At 60.4% G+C, this 18,122-nt stretch carries 21 protein-coding genes and 1 pseudogene; 12 read left to right on the plus strand and 10 right to left on the minus strand.

Going from position 1 to position 18,122, the window contains the following annotated elements; all coding sequences use genetic code 11:
- Positions 1 to 33 precede the first annotated feature (33 nt).
- Positions 34 to 381, plus strand: a complete 348-nt coding sequence (locus DDQ68_RS08150; protein WP_109655852.1) for a PadR family transcriptional regulator — start codon at positions 34 to 36, stop codon at positions 379 to 381.
- 64 nt (positions 382 to 445) lie between these two features.
- Complete coding sequence (locus DDQ68_RS08155; protein WP_162549937.1) at positions 446 to 3,124, plus strand: PspC domain-containing protein; 2,679 nt, start codon at positions 446 to 448, stop codon at positions 3,122 to 3,124.
- A 170-nt stretch (positions 3,125 to 3,294) separates the two neighbouring features.
- On the opposite strand, the gene DDQ68_RS08160 is transcribed toward DDQ68_RS08155, so the two are convergent.
- Positions 3,295 to 4,734, minus strand: coding sequence for a CCA tRNA nucleotidyltransferase (locus DDQ68_RS08160; protein WP_109655854.1), 1,440 nt, complete (start codon positions 4,732 to 4,734; stop codon positions 3,295 to 3,297).
- A 154-nt stretch (positions 4,735 to 4,888) separates the two neighbouring features.
- Between DDQ68_RS08160 and DDQ68_RS08165 the strand changes: the two genes are divergently transcribed.
- Positions 4,889 to 5,896 carry a family 43 glycosylhydrolase gene (locus DDQ68_RS08165; RefSeq protein WP_109655855.1) on the plus strand — a complete coding sequence of 336 codons (1,008 nt, stop codon included), beginning with the start codon at positions 4,889 to 4,891 and terminating at the stop codon, positions 5,894 to 5,896.
- An 8-nt stretch (positions 5,897 to 5,904) separates the two neighbouring features.
- Here DDQ68_RS08165 and DDQ68_RS08170 read toward each other — a convergent pair whose 3' ends face one another.
- Entirely contained in the window at positions 5,905 to 6,477 is a 573-nt protein-coding gene (locus tag DDQ68_RS08170) for an L-threonylcarbamoyladenylate synthase (protein ID WP_109655856.1), read from the minus strand.
- A 141-nt stretch (positions 6,478 to 6,618) separates the two neighbouring features.
- Positions 6,619 to 7,041, minus strand: coding sequence for a methylmalonyl-CoA epimerase (mce, locus tag DDQ68_RS08175; protein ID WP_109655857.1), 423 nt, complete (start codon positions 7,039 to 7,041; stop codon positions 6,619 to 6,621).
- A gap of 139 nt (positions 7,042 to 7,180) precedes the next feature.
- Between mce and DDQ68_RS08180 the strand changes: the two genes are divergently transcribed.
- The 3 genes from DDQ68_RS08180 to DDQ68_RS08190 all read left to right on the plus strand — a co-directional run bounded on the left by DDQ68_RS08180 (position 7,181) and on the right by DDQ68_RS08190 (position 9,414).
- Entirely contained in the window at positions 7,181 to 8,395 is a 1,215-nt protein-coding gene (locus DDQ68_RS08180; protein ID WP_109655858.1) for an IscS subfamily cysteine desulfurase, read from the plus strand.
- Positions 8,396 to 8,502: 107 nt separating this feature from the next.
- Positions 8,503 to 8,913 carry a Fe-S cluster assembly scaffold IscU gene (iscU, locus tag DDQ68_RS08185; protein ID WP_109655859.1) on the plus strand — a complete coding sequence of 137 codons (411 nt, stop codon included), beginning with the start codon at positions 8,503 to 8,505 and terminating at the stop codon, positions 8,911 to 8,913.
- Positions 8,914 to 9,087: 174 nt separating this feature from the next.
- A complete protein-coding gene (locus DDQ68_RS08190; RefSeq protein ID WP_109655860.1) occupies positions 9,088 to 9,414 on the plus strand; it encodes a HesB/IscA family protein in 327 nt (108 codons plus the stop codon).
- Positions 9,415 to 9,691: 277 nt separating this feature from the next.
- Here the strand turns inward: DDQ68_RS08190 and DDQ68_RS23785 are convergent, their stop codons facing one another.
- From DDQ68_RS23785 to DDQ68_RS08200, 3 genes are all read right to left on the minus strand, one after another.
- Positions 9,692 to 10,081, minus strand: a complete 390-nt coding sequence (locus DDQ68_RS23785; protein WP_245897375.1) for a hypothetical protein — start codon at positions 10,079 to 10,081, stop codon at positions 9,692 to 9,694.
- 33 nt (positions 10,082 to 10,114) lie between these two features.
- Entirely contained in the window at positions 10,115 to 10,612 is a 498-nt protein-coding gene (locus DDQ68_RS23790; protein ID WP_245897376.1) for a nucleotidyltransferase domain-containing protein, read from the minus strand.
- Between the two features lie 121 nt (positions 10,613 to 10,733).
- Positions 10,734 to 11,501, minus strand: a complete 768-nt coding sequence (locus DDQ68_RS08200; protein ID WP_162549938.1) for a nucleotidyltransferase domain-containing protein — start codon at positions 11,499 to 11,501, stop codon at positions 10,734 to 10,736.
- 46 nt (positions 11,502 to 11,547) lie between these two features.
- Here DDQ68_RS08200 and DDQ68_RS08205 point away from each other — a divergent pair, with 46 nt between their 5' ends.
- From DDQ68_RS08205 to DDQ68_RS22695, 3 genes are all read left to right on the plus strand, one after another.
- Positions 11,548 to 11,889 (plus strand): type II toxin-antitoxin system RelE/ParE family toxin, encoded by a 342-nt coding sequence (locus tag DDQ68_RS08205; protein ID WP_109655862.1) that lies wholly within the window; start codon positions 11,548 to 11,550, stop codon positions 11,887 to 11,889.
- A 20-nt stretch (positions 11,890 to 11,909) separates the two neighbouring features.
- Positions 11,910 to 12,221, plus strand: a complete 312-nt coding sequence (locus DDQ68_RS08210) for a helix-turn-helix transcriptional regulator (protein WP_109658365.1) — start codon at positions 11,910 to 11,912, stop codon at positions 12,219 to 12,221.
- Positions 12,222 to 12,375: 154 nt separating this feature from the next.
- Positions 12,376 to 12,960 (plus strand): hypothetical protein, encoded by a 585-nt coding sequence (locus tag DDQ68_RS22695; RefSeq protein WP_162549939.1) that lies wholly within the window; start codon positions 12,376 to 12,378, stop codon positions 12,958 to 12,960.
- 12 nt (positions 12,961 to 12,972) lie between these two features.
- Here the strand turns inward: DDQ68_RS22695 and DDQ68_RS24695 are convergent.
- From DDQ68_RS24695 to DDQ68_RS23815, 3 genes and pseudogenes are all read right to left on the minus strand, one after another.
- Positions 12,973 to 13,789, minus strand: a pseudogene (locus DDQ68_RS24695) (hypothetical protein).
- Positions 13,672 to 14,181, minus strand: a complete 510-nt coding sequence (locus DDQ68_RS24700; protein ID WP_369076533.1) for a hypothetical protein — start codon at positions 14,179 to 14,181, stop codon at positions 13,672 to 13,674. Before DDQ68_RS24700 ends, DDQ68_RS24695 begins: the two are co-directional and overlap by 118 nt.
- A 102-nt stretch (positions 14,182 to 14,283) precedes the next feature.
- Positions 14,284 to 15,594, minus strand: coding sequence for an AAA family ATPase (locus DDQ68_RS23815; RefSeq protein WP_245897379.1), 1,311 nt, complete (start codon positions 15,592 to 15,594; stop codon positions 14,284 to 14,286).
- A 92-nt stretch (positions 15,595 to 15,686) separates the two neighbouring features.
- On the opposite strand from DDQ68_RS23815, the gene DDQ68_RS22700 reads away from it, so the two are divergent.
- Positions 15,687 to 16,589: a hypothetical protein gene (locus tag DDQ68_RS22700; RefSeq protein WP_162549940.1), complete on the plus strand. Its 903-nt coding sequence runs from the start codon at positions 15,687 to 15,689 to the stop codon at positions 16,587 to 16,589.
- Position 16,590: 1 nt separating this feature from the next.
- Here the strand turns inward: DDQ68_RS22700 and DDQ68_RS08225 are convergent, their stop codons facing one another.
- Positions 16,591 to 17,049, minus strand: coding sequence for a hypothetical protein (locus tag DDQ68_RS08225; protein ID WP_211320247.1), 459 nt, complete (start codon positions 17,047 to 17,049; stop codon positions 16,591 to 16,593).
- Here DDQ68_RS08225 and DDQ68_RS23440 point away from each other — a divergent pair.
- Together DDQ68_RS23440 and DDQ68_RS08230 are read left to right on the plus strand one after the other, a co-directional pair.
- Positions 17,048 to 17,203 carry a hypothetical protein gene (locus DDQ68_RS23440; protein WP_211320248.1) on the plus strand — a complete coding sequence of 52 codons (156 nt, stop codon included), beginning with the start codon at positions 17,048 to 17,050 and terminating at the stop codon, positions 17,201 to 17,203. The two genes, DDQ68_RS08225 and DDQ68_RS23440, sit on opposite strands and share 2 nt — an antisense overlap.
- 183 nt (positions 17,204 to 17,386) lie before the next feature.
- Positions 17,387 to 18,115 carry a hypothetical protein gene (locus tag DDQ68_RS08230; protein WP_162549941.1) on the plus strand — a complete coding sequence of 243 codons (729 nt, stop codon included), beginning with the start codon at positions 17,387 to 17,389 and terminating at the stop codon, positions 18,113 to 18,115.
- Positions 18,116 to 18,122 lie beyond the last annotated feature (7 nt).

The following is an 18,122-nucleotide window of genomic DNA, read 5'->3' on the forward strand; positions in this document are numbered from 1 at the left end:
ACTGTTCATCACCCACTAGCCTTCTCATCGCCCATGAAACTTGAAAACACCCAGGTGCAGATGCGCAAAGGCATCCTGGAGTTCTGCATCCTGGAAATAATTGCCCGCGGCGAGGCCTACGCCTCCGACATGCTGGAGGAGCTGACGGTGGCCCGCATGATTGTGGTGGAGGGAACGCTCTACCCGCTACTCACGCGCCTCAAAAACGCGGCGCTGCTCGATTATACCTGGAAGGAGAGCACCAGCGGCCCGCCCCGCAAATACTATGTCCTCACCCCGGCCGGGGCGCAGTTTCTGCAGGAACTGCGCGACACGTGGGAGGAAATGGCCCTGTCCGTGGGCATCATCCGCCAGGGCCGGCCGCCCGGCGACACCCGCTGATGCGGCCCGCTTTTTTGCCTTTCACTCACCCGACTTCAACCGGCCCCGTTCGGCCTTCTTTCGCATGAAAAAGAACATCAGCATCAACTTGCAGGGCCTCATCTTCCACATTGAAGAGGACGGCTACGAAGTGCTCGGCCGCTACCTGGCCGAGGTGAAAGCCCACTTCGCCAGCTTCCGCGGCCACCAGGACATTGTGGCCGACATCGAGGGCCGCATCGCCGAAATCTTCAGCGCCCGCCTCTCAGCCGCCAAGCAGGTCATTACCCTGGAAGACGTGGAGGCCATGACGGCCAAGATGGGCCGGGTGAGCGACTTCGCCTCGGACTTGGATGAGGACGACGAAGCCGAAACGGCCGGCACCTACGCCGGGGGCCCCACGGCCGGGGCCTACGCCGGCAGCACCGCCGGCCCCGCCGCCGCCGCCGCCGACGGGGCCCCCAAGCGCCTGTTCCGCGACATGGCCCACCGCAAGGTGGCAGGCGTGGCCGCCGGCCTGGCCCAGTACTTTGCCGTGAACCCGCTGTGGATCCGCCTGGCCTTCGTGGCGCTGGTACTGTTCAAGCCGTTTTTGCGCATCGGCCACACGTTTGATTTCGACAACCCGGTGAACCTCTCGGGCTTCGCCGTGCTGCTCTACGTCATCCTGTGGGTGCTGCTGCCGAAAAACTACGACGCCCCCAACCCCGACGACATTGCGCCCGGCACGGGGCCCCTGGCCGGCCGGCGCTTGTTTCGCGACACGGACACGGGCAAAATCGGGGGCGTGGCCGCCGGCCTGGCCTACTACCTCAACCTCGACGTGACGCTGGTGCGGGTGCTGCTGCTGGCGGGCCTGTTTGCGGGCGGCTTCACGCTGGTGCTCTACCTCATCCTGTGGGTGGTGGCCCCGGAGGCCAAAACGGTGTCGGAGAAAATGCAGATGCGCGGCGAGGGCGTGACCCTCTCGGGCATCGACAACAACCTGCGCGCCACGGTGCTCGACGCCGACGGCAACCCCGTGGCCCCCGCCCCCAACCGCCCGGTGGGCGCATTTCTGGAAGGCGCGGCCCGCGGGGCCCGGCCGGCGGTAAGCTTTCTCGGCACGCTGATTCGGTGGGGCGTGGGGGCCCTGCTCATCTTCACCGGGGGTAGCCTGCTGCTCAGCTTGTTTACCATGCTGGGCGTGGTAGCGGGCCTGCTGCCGTCGACCTCGGTGCGCGGCAACGGGTGGGGTGGCCTGCACTACGACAATAGTAGCAGCGCCCAGGGCTTTGCCTCGGTGCTGCACAACGTGCAGCCCTGGGCCGGCGTGGTGGCGCTGCTGGCGGTGGGCATTCCGGTGCTGGCGTTGGTGCTGCTGGGGCTGCGGCTCATCCTGCGCCGCTCGGTGGTGGGGCGCCTGGGGGGCCTCTCGCTGCTGGGCCTGTGGTTGGTGGGCGTGGCCGGTACGGCAGTGGCCGGGGGTCAATTAGCCCGCGAGTTCCGCACTCGTGGCAACGTGACAACGACCCGCCCGCTGGCCCCCGTGCCCGGCCGCAGCATGGTGCTGGCCGTGCGCCACGGCGACGACGAGGACGGCGACGAGTTTTTTGAAAGCGTCGATGTGAACATCGCACCCGCCGACAGCGGCCGGACGCCGTTCATCGAGCAAGAAGTGCGGGCCCGGGGCGCCTCGGCCGCCGCCGCCCGCCAGATGGCCACCTCCTCGGTGCACTACAGCTTCACCCAGCAGGATTCGGTGCTGACGCTCGACCGCGGCTTCACGCTCACCAATGACGCACCCTTCCGCAACCAGAAGGTGACGCTGACGCTGCACTTGCCCCTGGGCAAGAACTACCGCCTGACCAAGGACTTCGTGGACCGCCTCGACGACGACAATTTTCAGGGCAGCCGCCGGCCCAGCGGCAACGGCGACTACCGCGCCCGCCTATTGCGCAACGGCCGCTTCCAGTGCCTCGACTGCCCCGCGGTACCGAGCGATAACGAAAATAGCGACAACAGCAGTGCCGACAACAACGACAGCAACGACGACAACGGTAACGACGACAACAACGACAGCAGCGTGCGCCTAAACTACGGCGGGGCCCCCAGCTTCGACACGGAGCTGGGCAGCTACGGCAGCGGCCGCCGCTTGTTCAGCGAGACGGACTTTACCCGGGTGAGCGTGGTGGGCGGCTACCGTGTGGTGGTACGCCACGGCGACGCCTTCAAAATCGAAGCCGGCGGCAACCAAGACGAGTTGAACGACCTGCGGATATCACGCGACGGCAACACCTTGGAGATCAAGCCCCGCGACACTTCATTTTTCGGTAAAGACTGGAACCGCGACCAGCAGAAAGTGCTCATCCGCATCGAGATGCCGGCCGTGGAAAGCCTGGAGCTGGCCGGCGGTATCCAGGCCGACCTCGGCGGCTTCGACCGCCAGGACCGCCTGCAGGTGCAGCAGGCCGGCGTGAGCCACCTGCGCCTCAACGGCAACTACGGCACCCTGAAACTGTCGCTGGCCGGGCCCTGCCGCACCACCGCCACCGGCCACGCCGACGACCTCTCCTTCGACGCCGCCGGGGCCGCTGAGCTGGCCGGCGCCAACCTCCAAACCCGCACTGCCAAGGTGAACCTGGTCGGCGGCTGCAAAGCCCGCCTCAACGTGAGCGAAGCCCTGAAGGGCGACGCCGTAGGCGGCAGCGAGGTGGCCTACAGCGGTAACCCCAAAAGTGTGAAAGTGAACGCCATCGGCGGCTCCAGCTTCCACCGGCTGTAGGATTTATTCAGTCAGGCCGTCATGCTGAGCTTGTCGAAGCATCTCTCCAGCGTCGTTGCCCGACTGACTTAGTGAAAGAGATGCTTCGACAAGCTCAGCATGACGGCCTGACTGCATAGAAAGCCTCAGCCCTATCATACTACCGAACTACCGAGAAAAGGAAGGATCTCTCAGACTGGTGAGTGAAATGAGGTTCCTTCCGGCCGAAGCCCCCGGGCCGCCCCCTGCTGCAACAGGAAGGCCCAGGCTTCGGCCATTTCGTTTTTAATGGTGCCTTCGAGAATGGCTTCAAGCACGGCGTTTTTTAGCTCGCCCACGTCCTTAGAAGGCTTAAGACCAAAAGCTTCCATAATGATTTCGCCGGTGATGACGGGCTTAAAATTGCGTAGGTGGTCCTGGGCTTCCACCTCCTTCAGCTTCTCCTCCACCTCGCCAAAATTGCGCAGGTAGCGGGCCTTGCGCTCGTGGTCCTTGCTGGTAATATCAGCCCGGCACAGCAGCATCAGCCGGTCGATGTCGTCGCCGGCCTCGAAAAGCAGGCGGCGCACGGCGGCGGCGGTCACGGTTTCCTTCACCAGCGCGATGGGGCGCAGGTGAAGGCGCACGAGCTTCTGCACCATGCGCATCTCCTCGCCCTGGGGCAATTTCATATCGGCGAAGATGCCCGGCACCCACCGGGCCCCCTTGTCCTCGTGGCCGTGAAACGTCCAGCCCTGGGCCGGAAAATACCGTTTGGTGGCGGGCTTGGCGATGTCGTGCAGCACTGCGGCCCAGCGCAGCCACAGGTCGCCGCCGGCCGCCGCCACGTTGTCGAGCACTTGCAGGGTGTGGTAAAAGTTATCCTTGTGTGTCTGCTTGCCCACTTTTTCCACCCCGTAAAGCTGCGCCATCTTCGGGAAGATGAGGTGCAGCAACCCGGTCTGGAACAGCAGCTTGAACCCATAGCTGGGCAGCGGCGACTCGATGATTTTGTTCAGCTCGGTCGTAATCCGCTCCTGCGACACAATCTTGATGCGCTCCTTGTTGCGCACAATGGCGTCGTAGGTATCGGGCTCAATATCAAAGCCCAGCTGCGAGGCAAAGCGCACGGCGCGCATCATCCGCAGCGGGTCGTCGGAAAACGTCACGTCGGGCCCCAGCGGCGTACGGATGGTCTGCGTGGCCAGGTCCTGCATCCCGCCGTAGCGGTCCACCAGGGCCCCAAAGTCGGCCGGGTTCAGGCTCAGGCCGAGGGCGTTGATGGTGAAATCGCGCCGGGCCAGGTCGTCTTCCAGGGTGCCGGTTTCCACTTCGGGCTTGCGGCTTTCGGCGCGGTAGCTTTCCTTGCGGGCCCCCACGAACTCAATTTCGCCGGCCTCCTGGGTGGGCAGCATAGCGGTGCCGAAGTTCTTGAACACCGTGACTTTGCCGCGACCCGGCAGGCGGCGGCCCACCTCCTGGGCCAAGGCGATGCCGTCGCCCACGGTCACCACGTCGATGTCTTTGCTGGGGCGGCCCAGGGCCAGGTCGCGCACATAGCCGCCAATCACGTATGCCGGCTGGCCGAGGGCCCCGGCCGCGGCGGCGATGGTGCGAAAAATGGGCAAATCGGGCAACTGGGGCGTGGTCATGGACGCAAAGGTCGGGCGCGGGCCCCAGTGCTGCGCCCCGGGGGTCCTAAAATTCCGCCGGCGCGTACCTTGCGTGCCGCCTACCGCGGCCCTTTTTGCCAGTCTGCCGAAACGGGTTGCCCCCATCTATTCCCCCAACCCGCAGGTTACGACCATGCCATTCAAATTCCTACCGCTCGCCCTGTGCGTACTGCTGATTGGGGCCCTGGCTGGGCCCCCCGCGGCGGCGCAACCGGCGTTGCTACGGGCGCTGCCCTCGCCGGTACTGCTGCGGGGCAACGCCCAAACGGCCTACCGCGATCCGGCCGCACTGTACCACCGCGGCACGTTTTACCTCTACTTCACGCTGGTGGAAACCGAGACCGACGGCCGGGTTTTTTCCTACATGGCCTACGCCAAAAGCCGCGATTTGAAGACCTGGACGCCGGCCCAAAAAATTACCGAGCGCAACCAAAACCTCGATTTTTCCAGCCCGGGCAACGTTATTCGCTACCGCAACGAGTGGGTGCTGTGCCTCCAAACCTACCCCCGCCCCAACTACACCGCCGCCCAGATGCCGCGCTTCGGCACCGGCGACGCGCGCCTGTTCCTTATGCGCAGCCCCGACCTGGAACACTGGAGCGCCCCGGCCCTGATGCGCGTGAAGGGCCCCGGCGTGGACGAGAAAAGCCTCGGCCGCATGATTGACCCTTACCTGCTGGCCGACCCGCACGAAAAGGGTAAATATTGGGTCTTCTACAAGCAAAACGGCGTCAGCCGCTCCTACTCCAACGACCTAGTGAACTGGACGTTTGCCGGCTCGGCCGAGTCGGGCGAGAACGTGTGCGTGCTCCGCGAAAAGGACGACTATGTGCTCTTCAACTCGCCCAAAAACGGCATCAACATCAAGCGCTCCCCCGACCTCCAGCACTGGACGGACTGGGGGCCCCTAATTACCCTGGGCCAGGGCCAGCCGGGCTGGGAGTGGGCGCAGGGCCGCCTCACCGCCGCCGCCGTGCTCGACCTGCGCCAGGTGCGCGGCATCGGCCAGTACCTCCTGTTCTTCCACGGCTCGGGGCCCCTCACCGAAGAGCAAGGCGACTTCGACAAGAACGCCTCCATCGGCCTGGCCTGGAGCACCGACCTGCGCACCTGGCACTGGCCCGGGCAAAGCGCGCCGTAGCGCGGGCGCTACTCGCGCACCACTTCCAGGGCCCCGCTGGGCCCCAGGCGCACCACCCGCGAGGGGGCTACGCGGGTCGCGTCGTCGCGCCGCCAGTTCACCACGTGGTCGGCGCCGCGCAGCAGGGCGGGGTCAATTTCATCGTACACGGCGGGGGCCGGCTGGCCGGGCTTGTTGGCCGACGTCGACACCACGCCGTGGCCCAGCCGCCGCACCATCTTAAAGCAAAATTCGTCGTGCACGATACGCAGGCCCACGGTGCCGTCGGGCCCCACCAGGCCGGGGGCGATGGCGCGGCTGGCGGGCAGGATGTAGGTCGTAGGGCGGGTTTGGGCGGCCAGGGCGGCCTCCAACTCGGTGGGCACCTGGGCGACGTAGCGGGCCAGCATGGCCAGGTCGGCCACCAGCACGATGCTGGGTTTGCCGACCTCACGCCCCTTCAGTTTGTACAATTTCTCGACGGCCGGCGGCACTTCGGCATCGCAGCCCAGGCCCCACACGGTATCGGTGGGGTACAGGATAACTTGCTGGAGCAGCAGCGTATCGACGGCGGCGTCTACTTCTTGCTGGAAATATTTCATAGGATCGCAGATTTAACGGATTTCTAGTGGATTTAACGGATTTTTTGGGATTCCGCCGCTGGGGGCCCTAAAAAATGGCCACCCCAACTGGCCCAAAGGACCGCCAAGACGAGCAGAACCCCAAAAAATCTGTTAAATCCACTAGAAATTCGTTAAATCTGCGATTATGGTTTGACAGAGCTCCACTAGCACGCCACCGGCGCTTTTGGGGTGTACAAAGCACACAAGCTTGTTGTCGGCGCCGCGCTTGGGGGCCTCGTTGAGCAGCACAAAGCCTTCGGTGCGCAACCGGGCCATTTCGGCCTCGATGTCGTCGACCTCGAAGGCCACGTGGTGAATGCCGGCGGGCTTCTTTTCCAGGAACCTGGTGATGGCGCTTTCGGGGCTGGTGCCGGCCAGCAGCTCGATTTTGGAGCCGCCCACTTGGAAAAAGACCGTGTCGACGGCTTCGCTGGCCACGTGCTCAGTTTTGTAGGGCTCCGTACCCAATAGCTTGGCGTAGAGGGCCGTGGCGGCGGCTAAGTCGGGCACGGCCAGGCCGAGGTGTTCGAGGTTAGTGAGCATGAAAAGGCCGGGGCAGTTATTATTAGGAATGTTTCTATTTTTGTGGGCCCAAAGAAAACCGTTTATCTTGAAACGGTGTTCTTACGACGGGTTGGTTTTCTGCCGCCCCCCCTATCCCGCCAACAACCGCTCTTGCGCAATGCTTAAGCTCCCTATTTACCTCGATAACAACTCCACCACGCCCCTCGACCCGCGGGTCCTGGAAACAATGATGCCCTACCTGACCGATGTATTCGGCAACGCGGCCTCGCGCAACCACCCCTTCGGCTGGGCCGCGGAGGAGGGTGTAGACTACGCCCGCACCCAGATTGCCCAGCTCATCGGCTGCGACGCCAAGGAGATTATCTTTACCAGCGGCGCAACCGAAGGCGATAACCTCGGCATCAAGGGCGTATTTGAGATGTACGCTCAGAAGGGTAACCACGTCATTACCACCACCACCGAGCACAAGGCCATCCTCGATACGTGCAATCACCTCGAGAAAATCGGGGGCCGCGTGACCTACCTGCCGGTGGATGAGTTAGGCCTCATTAGCCTAGCCGACCTCGAAGCCGCTATGACGCCCGAGACGATTCTGGTGACCATTATGTACGGCAATAACGAGACGGGCACTATCCAGCCCATCCGCGAAATTGCCGCCATCGCCCACAAGCACGGGGCCCTGTTCATGACCGACGGTACGCAGGCCGTTGGTAAGATTCCGGTAGATGTGAACGCCGATGGCATCGACATCATGGCCTTCACGGCTCACAAAATGTACGGTCCTAAGGGCATTGGGGCCCTGTACGTACGCCGCAAAAACCCGCGCGTCAAGGTTACGGCCCAGATGGACGGTGGCGGCCATGAGCGCGGTATGCGCTCGGGTACCCTCAACGTGCCCGGCATTGTGGGCATGGGCAAGGCCTGCGAGCTGGCCCGCCTGGAAATGGCAGCCGACGCAGCCCGCCTCAGCGTGATGCGCGACCGCCTGCAAGCCGAGTTGATGACGCTGGAAGAAACCTACGTGAACGGCTCGGTAGAAAGCCGCTTGCCCCACGTGGCCAACATCAGCTTCAAGTACGTGGAGGGCGAAGGCCTGATGATGGGCATTAAGGACTTGGCCGTGTCGTCGGGTTCGGCCTGTACTTCGGCCTCGCTGGAGCCCAGCTACGTGCTGAAGGCCCTGGGCCTGAGCGACGACCTGGCCCACAGCAGCCTGCGCTTCGGCCTGAGCCGCTTCACCACCGACGAGCAAATCGACTACGCCATCAACCACGTGAAAGAGGCCGTCACCAAGCTCCGCGAAATGTCGCCCCTGTGGGAAATGCACAAGGAAGGCATTGACCTCAGCAAAATTGAGTGGGCGGAACACTGATAACGAAGGGTTTGGGGGTGCAAAGGCAGAAGTTTAGGAATTAATCCTCCCGACTTCGCTCTTTACCCTCCTACCCGCTTACCTTCACAACTTCATACCCTACTAAAATGGCTTATTCCGATAAAGTAATCGACCACTACAGCAACCCCCGCAACGTGGGCACGCTGGACAAAAGCAAGAAAAACGTAGGCACCGGCCTAGTGGGGGCCCCCGAGTGCGGCGACGTAATGCGCCTGCAAATCGAGGTGGACAAAGCCACCAACACCATCACCGACGCCAAATTCAAAACTTTCGGCTGCGGCTCGGCCATTGCGTCGTCGTCGCTGGCCACGGAGTGGCTGAAAGGCAAGACCGTGGACGAGGCCCTGGCCATCGACAACATGGAGATTGTGGAAGAGCTGGCCCTGCCGCCGGTAAAAATTCACTGCTCGGTGCTGGCCGAAGACGCCATCAAATCGGCTATTTCGGACTACCGCGTGAAGAACGGCCTACCCGCTCTGGAGCTGGCCCACCACTAAGCCACCGAAACCAAAAAGTAGCTGTCGCAGCAGATTGGTGAAAAGCCAGTCTGCTGCGACAGCTACTTTTTTGTCTTATTTAGAATCCTTCTTGGCTGTATATTTGTTAGGAAGTTGCAGCGTCTGCTGAAAATGGGCCCCGCCCGCGCACTGAAACGAATAACTGTTCCTGCTATGATTACCGTATCCGACAAAGCCAAGGAGAAAGTGGAGCGCCTGATGCACGACTCGGAGCTGGACGCCACGTACCGCCTGCGAGCGTCGGTGGCCGGCGGCGGCTGCTCGGGCCTGAGCTACAAGCTGGACTTCGACAACGAGGTGCGGCCGATGGACCAGGAGTTTGAGGACAAAGGCGTGCACGTGGTGGTGGATATGAAAAGCTTCCTGTACTTAGCCGGCACCGAACTGGATTTCTCGGACGGCCTGAACGGCAAGGGCTTCCAGTTCAACAACCCCAACGCCTCCCGCTCCTGCGGCTGCGGCGAGAGCTTTTCAGTGTAATCCACATTAAATACCCGAATGAATTAGGGGCCCCGTGCAATGCGTACGGGGCCCCTATTCTTTTGGCCTAATCCGTGCATGGGGCCCCCGGCACCGCCGAATTAGTTTGCTCCGCGGTTTCGTAAAATGCTCACCGCACCCGCACCAGTAGCTGCTCGGCGGCGTCCCGGTCTGGTGCGGCGGGTAGGGCCGAGGCGGCGAAGGTGGCCTCTACCCGAATTACCAGCTGTTCAGCCTCGGCCACCAGGGCCCCGTATTCGAATTCGCCGCGGCGGATTTACAGCAGGAATTCCCGGTTGGGGCGGCGCACGTGCAGTTGGCCGGTTTCGGCGATTTCGCCGGCCATTTGCAGCAGCCGGAACACGTGTAGCATGTTCTTGGCGTCGTAGTTCTTGCCGTGCTGCACCGTGTTCTGGTAGCGCTCAGCGTTGCGCTTGGCCACCCAATCCCAGTATTCCCGGAACACGCGGCAGTAGGTGCTGTAGCCGTTGCGGTTGAAGGAGAGGTAAGCAACCGGCGCCACGCCCTTGGGCACGGCCGAGAGCAGCACATCCTGCGACGTATCCGCGTCGCGCACCAAGCCCCGGTAACCCAAGCCCCGGTAACCCAAGCCCCGGCCGGGCGTCTCGTCCACAAACAGCGCGTAGAGGTCTGTAAGGTGGGGCACGTTGGCCAGGCCGCACTGCGCGGCATCGTAGCCCTACCGCGCCAGCCACGGGCCCACGGGCTGGCCCCCCGCGCCCACCGTCACGTAGCAGAAGTCCAGCACGGCCTTGCGGGCTGGCGGCTCGGGGTGGTTAATCTTCTTGTTTAGGCCCTTGGCCTTGCGAATCTGCGCCACGGCGTATTCGGCGAAGCTCTGCCGGCAGAGCTGGGAGAGGAAGTCCGGGGCCCTAAACTGCGCAAACAGCGGGTGCTGGTAGATGATGCAATCGGCCGGCGTGCCCAGTAGCTCCAGCACCGTAGGGTTATTTTTCAGCAGAAGCTCCACGAAGCGGAGTAGCTCGTAAAACACCTCATCGTTGGTCGCATTCGCCACCTGCGGCACGTAATCTAAGCCAAAAAACTGGTCTTCCGGCAGCACAAACACGCCCTTCAAATCGGTATCCGAGTGCGGCAAATCCGTGCCGTACGCCCGGCTGCCGCTTACGGCTTCGAATAAAATAAGGCCCTCGTGGCGCAAATCGGCAATGGTCATGGGGCGAAAGTAGCGCACGCGCAACGCCGCCGTAGCGCGGGGTTTGCTGGTTAACTGCTACGCCAGCCTCGGCGCAAAATCTCCTGCGCCAACGCGCCGTCCCAAAACCGCCCCCGCCGGCTTACCCCGCAAACGCCTCCCGTAGCAGCGCCCGGAGTAGCGCATCCAGCTCACCGGCCCGGCCGTCGCGCGCCACCGGCAGGGCCTCCCGCGCCGCCTGCCCCGCCGCTAGTTCTTCCCGCAGAAACGCCAGCAGCGCCGTGGGCTGGGGCCCCAGCGTCTTCTCGTTTGCTTGGGCTTTGCGTTGCAGCGGCGCGTCCACATCGGCCGCCAGGGCCCCGGGCAGCAGTGCCCGCAGCGGCGCGAACTCCATCGGTGGCACCGTCTGCCGTTCCCAAATCCAGCGGGCGGCCAGCGCAGCGCGCAGGGCGTAGAACAGCCGCTTCAGCCGTACTTCTTCGCCCGCCAGGTCTTCGGCTACGCCGCGCCGCAGCTGCCCCAGGTAGTGGTGCAGCCCCGCCTTCAGGTTGAACGCTCCGGGCAGGAACGGAGCCAGCCGGGCCCGGAAATCCAGCGCCTCGTGGTACACTACCGGCGACTGCAACCACTCGAACAGCGCCGCGTTGGTGCCGCGCAGTAGCCGCAGGGCCTTGCGCAGCTCCCAGCCGGCCAGGTCCAACTCGTCGTCCACGGGGAAGTTCAGCGTGTCGGAGCCCTCGTCCAGGGCCAAGTACCAGTCCGCCGGGTGGCAATAAATGAACCGCCCGTCGTAATCCGAATCCGGCGAAGGAAACCCCCAGGCCCGGCTGCCCGACTCGCAGGCATAGAGGATGCGGATGCCGTGCGCGGCTTCGAGGTCTACAAGGGCCGTTTGGATGCGGAAAGTCATTGAGTTTCTTAAACAGGAAACCTTATCTTCGCTGAAAGTGTACCCCATGAAAGAGAAATTTCAGGTTCAGTTATCCAGCGAAGTACGCGAGTTTATTGGAAGTTTAGACGAAAAAACCCGTGACAAGATTCTCTACAACATTCGCAAAGCCCAGCTAATAAACGACCAAGAGCTATTCAAAAAGCTAACCAACGGGATATGGGAATTCAGAACCTTATTCAACAAAACCAACTACCGAATTTTTGCTTTCTGGGACAAATCCGGTTCAGTTGATACCTTGGTGCTGACAACGCATGGCATCATCAAAAAGACCGGCAAAACGCCCCAAATTGACTTGGATAAAGCTGAGAGAATTCGTAAAATTTATTTCGAACAGAAAACTAACTAGCTATGAAAACCGACGATAAAATGAAATTCTATGCGCTGGACGAAGTCGTTGATGAACACATCGGCCCCGTCGGCACGCCCAAGCGCGACGCTTTTGAAGAGGAATTACGCCTCGACCTGCTCGGCAAAGCTATCAAAGAAGCCCGCCTGCAACGCAACCTGACCCAGCAGCAACTTGGGGAACTAGTGGGCGTGCAGAAAGCGCAGATTTCCAAGCTGGAGAACAGCATAACCGATGCGCGTTTTGATACGGTAATGAAGGTGTTTAAAGCGTTGAACGCAAAGGTTAATTTCAGTGTGGAATTACTGAATCAGAATTCGGTAGTTGTATAGTAAGGTCGGTTAATTAGAAATAAAGCATTACTTCCTCTTAAAAAAAATACTTAGAATGTATACTGTAAAATCAAACTCAAAGAACGAAGGGTTGGACTTTCATACTTTTAATGAGTAATTTCTAAACATATGTAGTCAGCGTAAACATGATGGAATGGCATCAGCATTTGCATTTATACTTTATGATTTTACAAATCCACAAATTGCTGAAGTTTTAAACAAAGAAAGCTATTGGCTAAGTCTTGATTCAACATCTGAAAAATATTTGACCGTTTTTAGCTTTCATTATAAACCCAAAATGCGTTATAGAAGAATAAAACATATAAATACCCAAGGAGACTACGAAACTAAGTATTTAACTAATATTAGCAGTTTCAACAACCCATCTCATGAATCAAATGATATTATTAAGAAGTACTTTGGAGAAGAAGTACAGGTAAAATATCCTGCTATACTGTTTTTTAAAATTCAAGACGGCCAGGTTATAGATTACACTATGATTGAGCTTGAAGAAAATCTAATTGAACAATCCTTCTTAGAACTCCAGGGCTATATCACTGTTGCTGTTGAGGCTCTAAAGAAAATCAGTATAGAGAATAAAGATAATAGCGAAGAAATATTCCACTTAGTTAACCTGCGAGTGGGCGATATGAGGGATCGACGAACGATAGGAAAAGTACTCAAGAAAATTACATCAGTGGCTGAACTTGGGTCCGCAATAATGGGGCTCAAACCATAATAATTAGTTTCACTACAACCGCGGGTCCACCGCCTCGCTTTCCAGCGCGAGGACGCCGAACACGCATTGGTGTACGCGGCGCAGCGGCTGGCCGGCCACGAAGCGCTCCAGCCCTTCCACGCCCAGCGAAAACTCGCGCAGGGCCAGGTTGCGCTTGGCTTTTGGCGCTCCAGGTTGCCGGGCAGCAGGTAATCAGGCCCGTAGATGATGCGCAGGTACTCGGGGCCCCGGCACTTGAGGGCCGGTTGCAGCGGGCTCTGGCCTTTCAGGGCCACGAAGTCGTAGGGCTTCACCACCATGCCCTCGCCGCCGGCCGCCGTCAGGTCCGTCCACAACTGGATGGCGGCTTCCACGGCGGCGGGGTCTTGCAACGCTACCACTTGGTAGGGCGTGGCGCGCAGCAGGCCCGGATCGGCCAGGGCGAGGGCGCGCAGGGTTTCCATGTGCCAAGAGTAGTCGCGGTCGAAGTACGTGTGGCCCTCGGTGGCGAGCAGGTGAAGGGGGCCAGCTTGAGGTCGTCGAGGGAATGCACGGGCCTGCAGTAGCGGCGGTAGGCGTCGGCGTAGTGGGCGGCGGCTTCGCGGCGGGCTGTCGTGCGGGCCAATAGGGCCCCGGCGCCGGCGAGGCCGCGGGCGGCGGCGGCGGCCAGCACGGCTTCGGCCTGGGGCAGGGCGGCGGTGGCGGTGGCGGCCACGGCGGCGTACTGGGTTTTCACCAGCTCCTGGGCCTTGGCCGACCACGGCAGCAGCTCGGCGTCGAGGCACACCCAGTCGGTGTCGAACTTCTCCCAGAAGCCGGCCGTGGCCAGGGCGTCGCGCAGGCGGGCCAGGAAGGCCGTTTCCAGGGCCCCATCGGTGAAGAAGTTGCGCCCGGTGCGGGTGTGTAGCACTTGCCGATATCCTCGCCCACCAGGCCCAGGCGGCGCTGGATGGCGGCTTCGTCGCGGCCCAGCACCACCACCACGCGGCTGCCCATGTGCTTTTCCTCGCAGACCACGCGCGCCACGCCCTGCCGCTGGTAGTAGTCGAAGGCTTCGGCGGGGTGCTCGAGCAGGTCGGGCAGGGCCGAGGTTTCGGTGGGCGACATGGTGGGCGGCAGGTACAGCAGCCACTTAGGATGCACGGCGAAGCGGCTCATCACCTCCAGGGCGGCCACCGCGTTTTCCTCCCGAATGGTGACGCCACGCAGCAGCCGGGTTTCGATGAACTGCTTACCCGTCACGTCGCTAATGTCAAGCAGGTCGTCGTTTTCGTGCTGGGCGGCATTGGTGCCTGGTGCTTGGTGCGCGGTGCTTGGATTGTCCTGCTGCGCATCGGCAGCTAACTACTTGTAATTCAGAGGGCGCACGGGCTCGCTGTACACCTGCGCGGCGGGCACGGCCACCAGCTCGCGCTCGGGGTACCGCAGGGCCGTGAGGCGGCCCCCGAACACGCAGCCCGTGTCGAGGTCGATGGTGTTGTTGAGCCATTCGGCGTCGGGCACGGGCGTGTGGCCGAAGGCCACCAGGGCCCGGCCGCGGTACTCGCGGGCCCACTCGTAGCGCACGGGCAGGCCGAATTCGTCAATCTCGCCGGTGCTCTCGCCAAAGAGCGCAAAGGCCCGCACGGCCCCCGAGCCACGGCCCTGCATGGCCTCGGGCAGGCCGGCGTGGGCCACGACTAAGCTGCCGCCGTCGAGCACGTAGTGGCTCACCAGGCCGTCGAGGAAGCGCCGCACGTCGCCCTTGAACGCCTCGGGCTCGGCTTCGAGCTGGGCCAGGGTTTCGGCCAGGCCGTGGTTCACGGTGACCTTTTTGCCGTTGAGGTGGCGCAGGAGCTTGATGTCGTGGTTGCCGGGCATGCACAGCGCGGTGCCGGCGCGCACCATGCTCATCACCAGGCGCAACACCTGCGGCGAAGCGGGGCCCCGGTCCACGAGGTCGCCCAGGAAAATGGCGCGGCGCCCCGCCGGCGGCGTCACCCGGATGCCCAAGTCGCGCACGTCGGCCACGGGCTCGTCGTGCAGCGCGTAGCCCAGCTTCTCCAGCAGCGCGCGCAGCTCGTGGTAGCAGCCGTGCACGTCGCCGATGAGGTCGAAGGGGCCCGTTTCCTCCCGGCGGTTGTTGTAGAGCTGGTCGCGGGTGATGCTTTGCACGGCGTCGATTTCCGCTTCGCCGCGCAGGTGGTGGATGTGGCGAAACCCTTCCTCCTTGAGGGTGCGCAGGCTGCGGCGCAGCGCCTGGCGGTGCCGGGCCACCACGTGGGGCCCCACGCCGCGCCGCTCGGGGCGCTGGGCGTTGCGGGCCAGGGCCACGCCGTCGGGCACGTCGAGCACCACGGGCACGGGCAGCACGTGGTACTGCCGGGCCAGGGCCACCAGGGGCTTGCGGCTCTCGGGCTGCACGTTAGTGGCGTCCACCACGGTCAGTAGCCCGCGCTTCAGGCGCTTGGCCACCAGGTAGTGCAGCAGCTCAAAGGCGTCCTGGCTGGCCGATTGGTCGTTCTCGTCGTCGGCCACCAGGCCCCGGCAGGTGTCCGACGACACAATTTCGGTGGGCTTGAACAAGCGCCGGGCAAACGTGGACTTGCCCGCCCCCGTGCTGCCAATGAGCAGAACCAGGGCGAGTTCGGGGACCTTCAGGGTATCTTGGGGCATTGGAAAGGAATACTTTGTAATAAAATCTTATTAATTACTCGCTCAAAAAGGACTCAGATACCCTCATTTTACTACGCATTAATTCTTAAAAAATGCCTGAAGCAACTGAATTTGAGGAGAAGGAATATGAAAACCCTTTGAATCACCAACTTCTTTTAAAGTCTAATAATTTATGGACACCTGGACAAGTTTTTGAAAAAGCATTTGGAATAGACTCTGCTCTTCTTGCGCTTAACTACAATTTTTGGGCTATCAACGGTTATGATTCAATACCAGAAGGAGTGTTTCTCAACACTTATAATTGGGACCATTTATGGACTCCGTCAACAAGAGCCCGTCAAAGATTTCCATCATTTAAATTAAATGTTTTGATACAAGCAAAAAGGCCGGAATATAGATTAGGAATAAATTCCGATTATGCGAATTATGGCATCAAAAATCACTATTGGCAATTCAGCGTAACCAAACATCAACAAGAAATTTTAGAGCAGGTTGAAACAGCACTTGCATCAGATGCACTAGTCACATACGCTTGTCCAACTTTTCATAAATTTTCTGAGTTAGACAATCATATATCATCTGGAGGATTAGTGTCTAACTCTACTTTTGTTAAACCTTCAATATTAAAAGATCATAAGAGATGGATTTACGACCAACCTGGCACTACCGGCTTAGGTTGTTCTAAGATTGAGAGATACAGTGACATAAGCTTTGAACAGCAAATTCAAGAACTATTTATAGATAGACGGATTGAAATTAATGATGATAGCGACACTAACCAAGCGCTTCAAAACCTTTTACAGCTTGAAAAAATTGCTATTAGTATTTGTGAAGAAGTTAACCAAAACAATGCTATTGCTGCTGCATTTTTGAGAAGAAGGCAAATTTTGCTACCTGAAATTAATACAATTGGTGTAGATGTTGATGCGATAAGAAGTTTCCTAACATTTAAACTTTTTGTTTCAACCACAAACACACTTTGGATGACTTCCTAATTTAAATATTGCTGAACACCGCCATCTGCGACGGGGGCCCTACGCCTTCCGCTTCCTCGCCCATGCCCACCAGCTGCACTTGGTAGCCGTGCCGCTCGGCTACGGCGGTGGCCCAGGCGGCGAACTCGGCGCGGGACCATTCGAAGCGGTGGTCGGTGTGGCGGAATTCGCCGGCGTTGAGCGTTTCGTAGAGTTGGTTGTAGTCGGCGTTGGGGGTGGTGACGAAGACGTGCGCCGGGCGGGCCTGGCCGAACACCACGGTTTCCAGGGCCCCCAGGCGGTTGGCGTCGAGGTGCTCGATGACTTCGACCAGCGCCGCCGCGTCGAAGCCGGCGAGGCGCTCGTCGCGGTAGAGCAGCGAGCCCTGAATAAGGTCGAGGCGGGCGCGCTGGCGCGGGGGCATTTCGGCCAGGTGCAGGCGGGCCGCGGCGCGGCTCAGCGCCTGGTGCGACACGACCATGCCGAGAAGGTACTCGATTTTGGGCTGGCAGGAGCAGGCGCAGCAGCTTGCCTTCGCCACAGCCCAGGTCCAGCACGCGCCGGGGGCCCAAGTCGTACATTGCCTGGGCCACTTGCTGGAGGCGCTGGTCGTAGAGGGAAACCCCGCCCCCTAGCCACTAGCTCCGATAGGGAGGGGAGACTGATTCCTGGCGTTAGACCAGCTGGGTATTGCAGCCGGGGCCCCGGGCGCATTGCCCGGCCCCCCCGCGCTTGTGCGAATTGCGCGGTAGCTTATGCTCCCAAACCAGTCGCTAGGTTCACCCCGCGGTGCCTCACGTTGCCCAGCGCCACCACTTATGAAACAATTATTTCTACTACTGTTGCTGCTACCGTTATCGTTTTGCGCCACACTCCCGGAGCCGGAGTTCAAAGAGTGTCCTTGCACGCACACCAATCCGCAAAAACTCCTCTACAATCAAATCCTTACTGAATTAATCGAGCATCATTTCTACAATTATTACCTGGTAAAAGACGCTAGCGAAGCAATTGATAAAATGGCCGTAGCCAGCGTAAGTATTCCGGGAATAGAGCGCTTGGAAGTCCGCTACCAGAACCAGTTGTTCAACCGCAAATCGCGCTTCAAAACTATTTATCTAGACACGGTTTCGCGCAGTTCATTTGCCGGGTCCATTAATTTAAAAATAGACCCAGATGCAATGGATGGGCTTTCCGTGACAAAAGTCAATACGTTGCTAGCCCAGGTCGTCCCCCGGCACGAGGCCGCTACCGCAGCCCAATTAAATACCCTCCAGGCGGTAATGACACCGGCAGATTTCCAACTCTGCACTGCCAAAATAGCCTACGCCGTCCCGAGGGCACCCCACGAATACGCTAGCGAACAGGACGCCCACCAATTCGGGCGTATTCGCTTTTCCAACATCGTTTTCAGCGCGGACAAAACCCAGGCCCTGGTGAGCTACGACTGGTTCTGCGGCAGCAAATGCGGCCTGGGCGAATTATTAGTAGTCCACAGAGTAGCCGGCAAATGGCGCATCAAACACGCCGAGATGCTGTGGATTTCCTAACGAGCAA

The sequence above is a fragment of the Hymenobacter nivis genome (assembly GCF_003149515.1).
Classification (GTDB): domain Bacteria; phylum Bacteroidota; class Bacteroidia; order Cytophagales; family Hymenobacteraceae; genus Hymenobacter; species Hymenobacter nivis.

Bases quoted from the DNA above. Each gene is read 5' to 3' on its own strand.
- DDQ68_RS08150 (WP_109655852.1), top strand. From the start codon at position 34: ATGAAACTTGAAAACACCCAGGTGCAGATGCGCAAAGGCATCCTGGAG.
- DDQ68_RS08155 (WP_162549937.1), top strand. From the start codon at position 446: ATGAAAAAGAACATCAGCATCAACTTGCAGGGCCTCATCTTCCACATT.
- DDQ68_RS08160 (WP_109655854.1), bottom strand. From the start codon at position 4,734: ATGACCACGCCCCAGTTGCCCGATTTGCCCATTTTTCGCACCATCGCC.
- DDQ68_RS08165 (WP_109655855.1), top strand. From the start codon at position 4,889: ATGCCATTCAAATTCCTACCGCTCGCCCTGTGCGTACTGCTGATTGGG.
- DDQ68_RS08170 (WP_109655856.1), bottom strand. From the start codon at position 6,477: ATGAAATATTTCCAGCAAGAAGTAGACGCCGCCGTCGATACGCTGCTG.
- mce (WP_109655857.1), bottom strand. From the start codon at position 7,041: ATGCTCACTAACCTCGAACACCTCGGCCTGGCCGTGCCCGACTTAGCC.
- DDQ68_RS08180 (WP_109655858.1), top strand. From the start codon at position 7,181: ATGCTTAAGCTCCCTATTTACCTCGATAACAACTCCACCACGCCCCTC.
- iscU (WP_109655859.1), top strand. From the start codon at position 8,503: ATGGCTTATTCCGATAAAGTAATCGACCACTACAGCAACCCCCGCAAC.
- DDQ68_RS08190 (WP_109655860.1), top strand. From the start codon at position 9,088: ATGATTACCGTATCCGACAAAGCCAAGGAGAAAGTGGAGCGCCTGATG.
- DDQ68_RS23790 (WP_245897376.1), bottom strand. From the start codon at position 10,612: ATGACCATTGCCGATTTGCGCCACGAGGGCCTTATTTTATTCGAAGCC.
- DDQ68_RS08200 (WP_162549938.1), bottom strand. From the start codon at position 11,501: ATGACTTTCCGCATCCAAACGGCCCTTGTAGACCTCGAAGCCGCGCAC.
- DDQ68_RS08205 (WP_109655862.1), top strand. From the start codon at position 11,548: ATGAAAGAGAAATTTCAGGTTCAGTTATCCAGCGAAGTACGCGAGTTT.
- DDQ68_RS08210 (WP_109658365.1), top strand. From the start codon at position 11,910: ATGAAATTCTATGCGCTGGACGAAGTCGTTGATGAACACATCGGCCCC.
- DDQ68_RS22695 (WP_162549939.1), top strand. From the start codon at position 12,376: ATGGCATCAGCATTTGCATTTATACTTTATGATTTTACAAATCCACAA.
- DDQ68_RS23815 (WP_245897379.1), bottom strand. From the start codon at position 15,594: ATGCCCCAAGATACCCTGAAGGTCCCCGAACTCGCCCTGGTTCTGCTC.
- DDQ68_RS22700 (WP_162549940.1), top strand. From the start codon at position 15,687: ATGCCTGAAGCAACTGAATTTGAGGAGAAGGAATATGAAAACCCTTTG.
- DDQ68_RS23440 (WP_211320248.1), top strand. From the start codon at position 17,048: ATGCCGAGAAGGTACTCGATTTTGGGCTGGCAGGAGCAGGCGCAGCAG.
- DDQ68_RS08225 (WP_211320247.1), bottom strand. From the start codon at position 17,049: ATGGTCGTGTCGCACCAGGCGCTGAGCCGCGCCGCGGCCCGCCTGCAC.
- DDQ68_RS08230 (WP_162549941.1), top strand. From the start codon at position 17,387: ATGAAACAATTATTTCTACTACTGTTGCTGCTACCGTTATCGTTTTGC.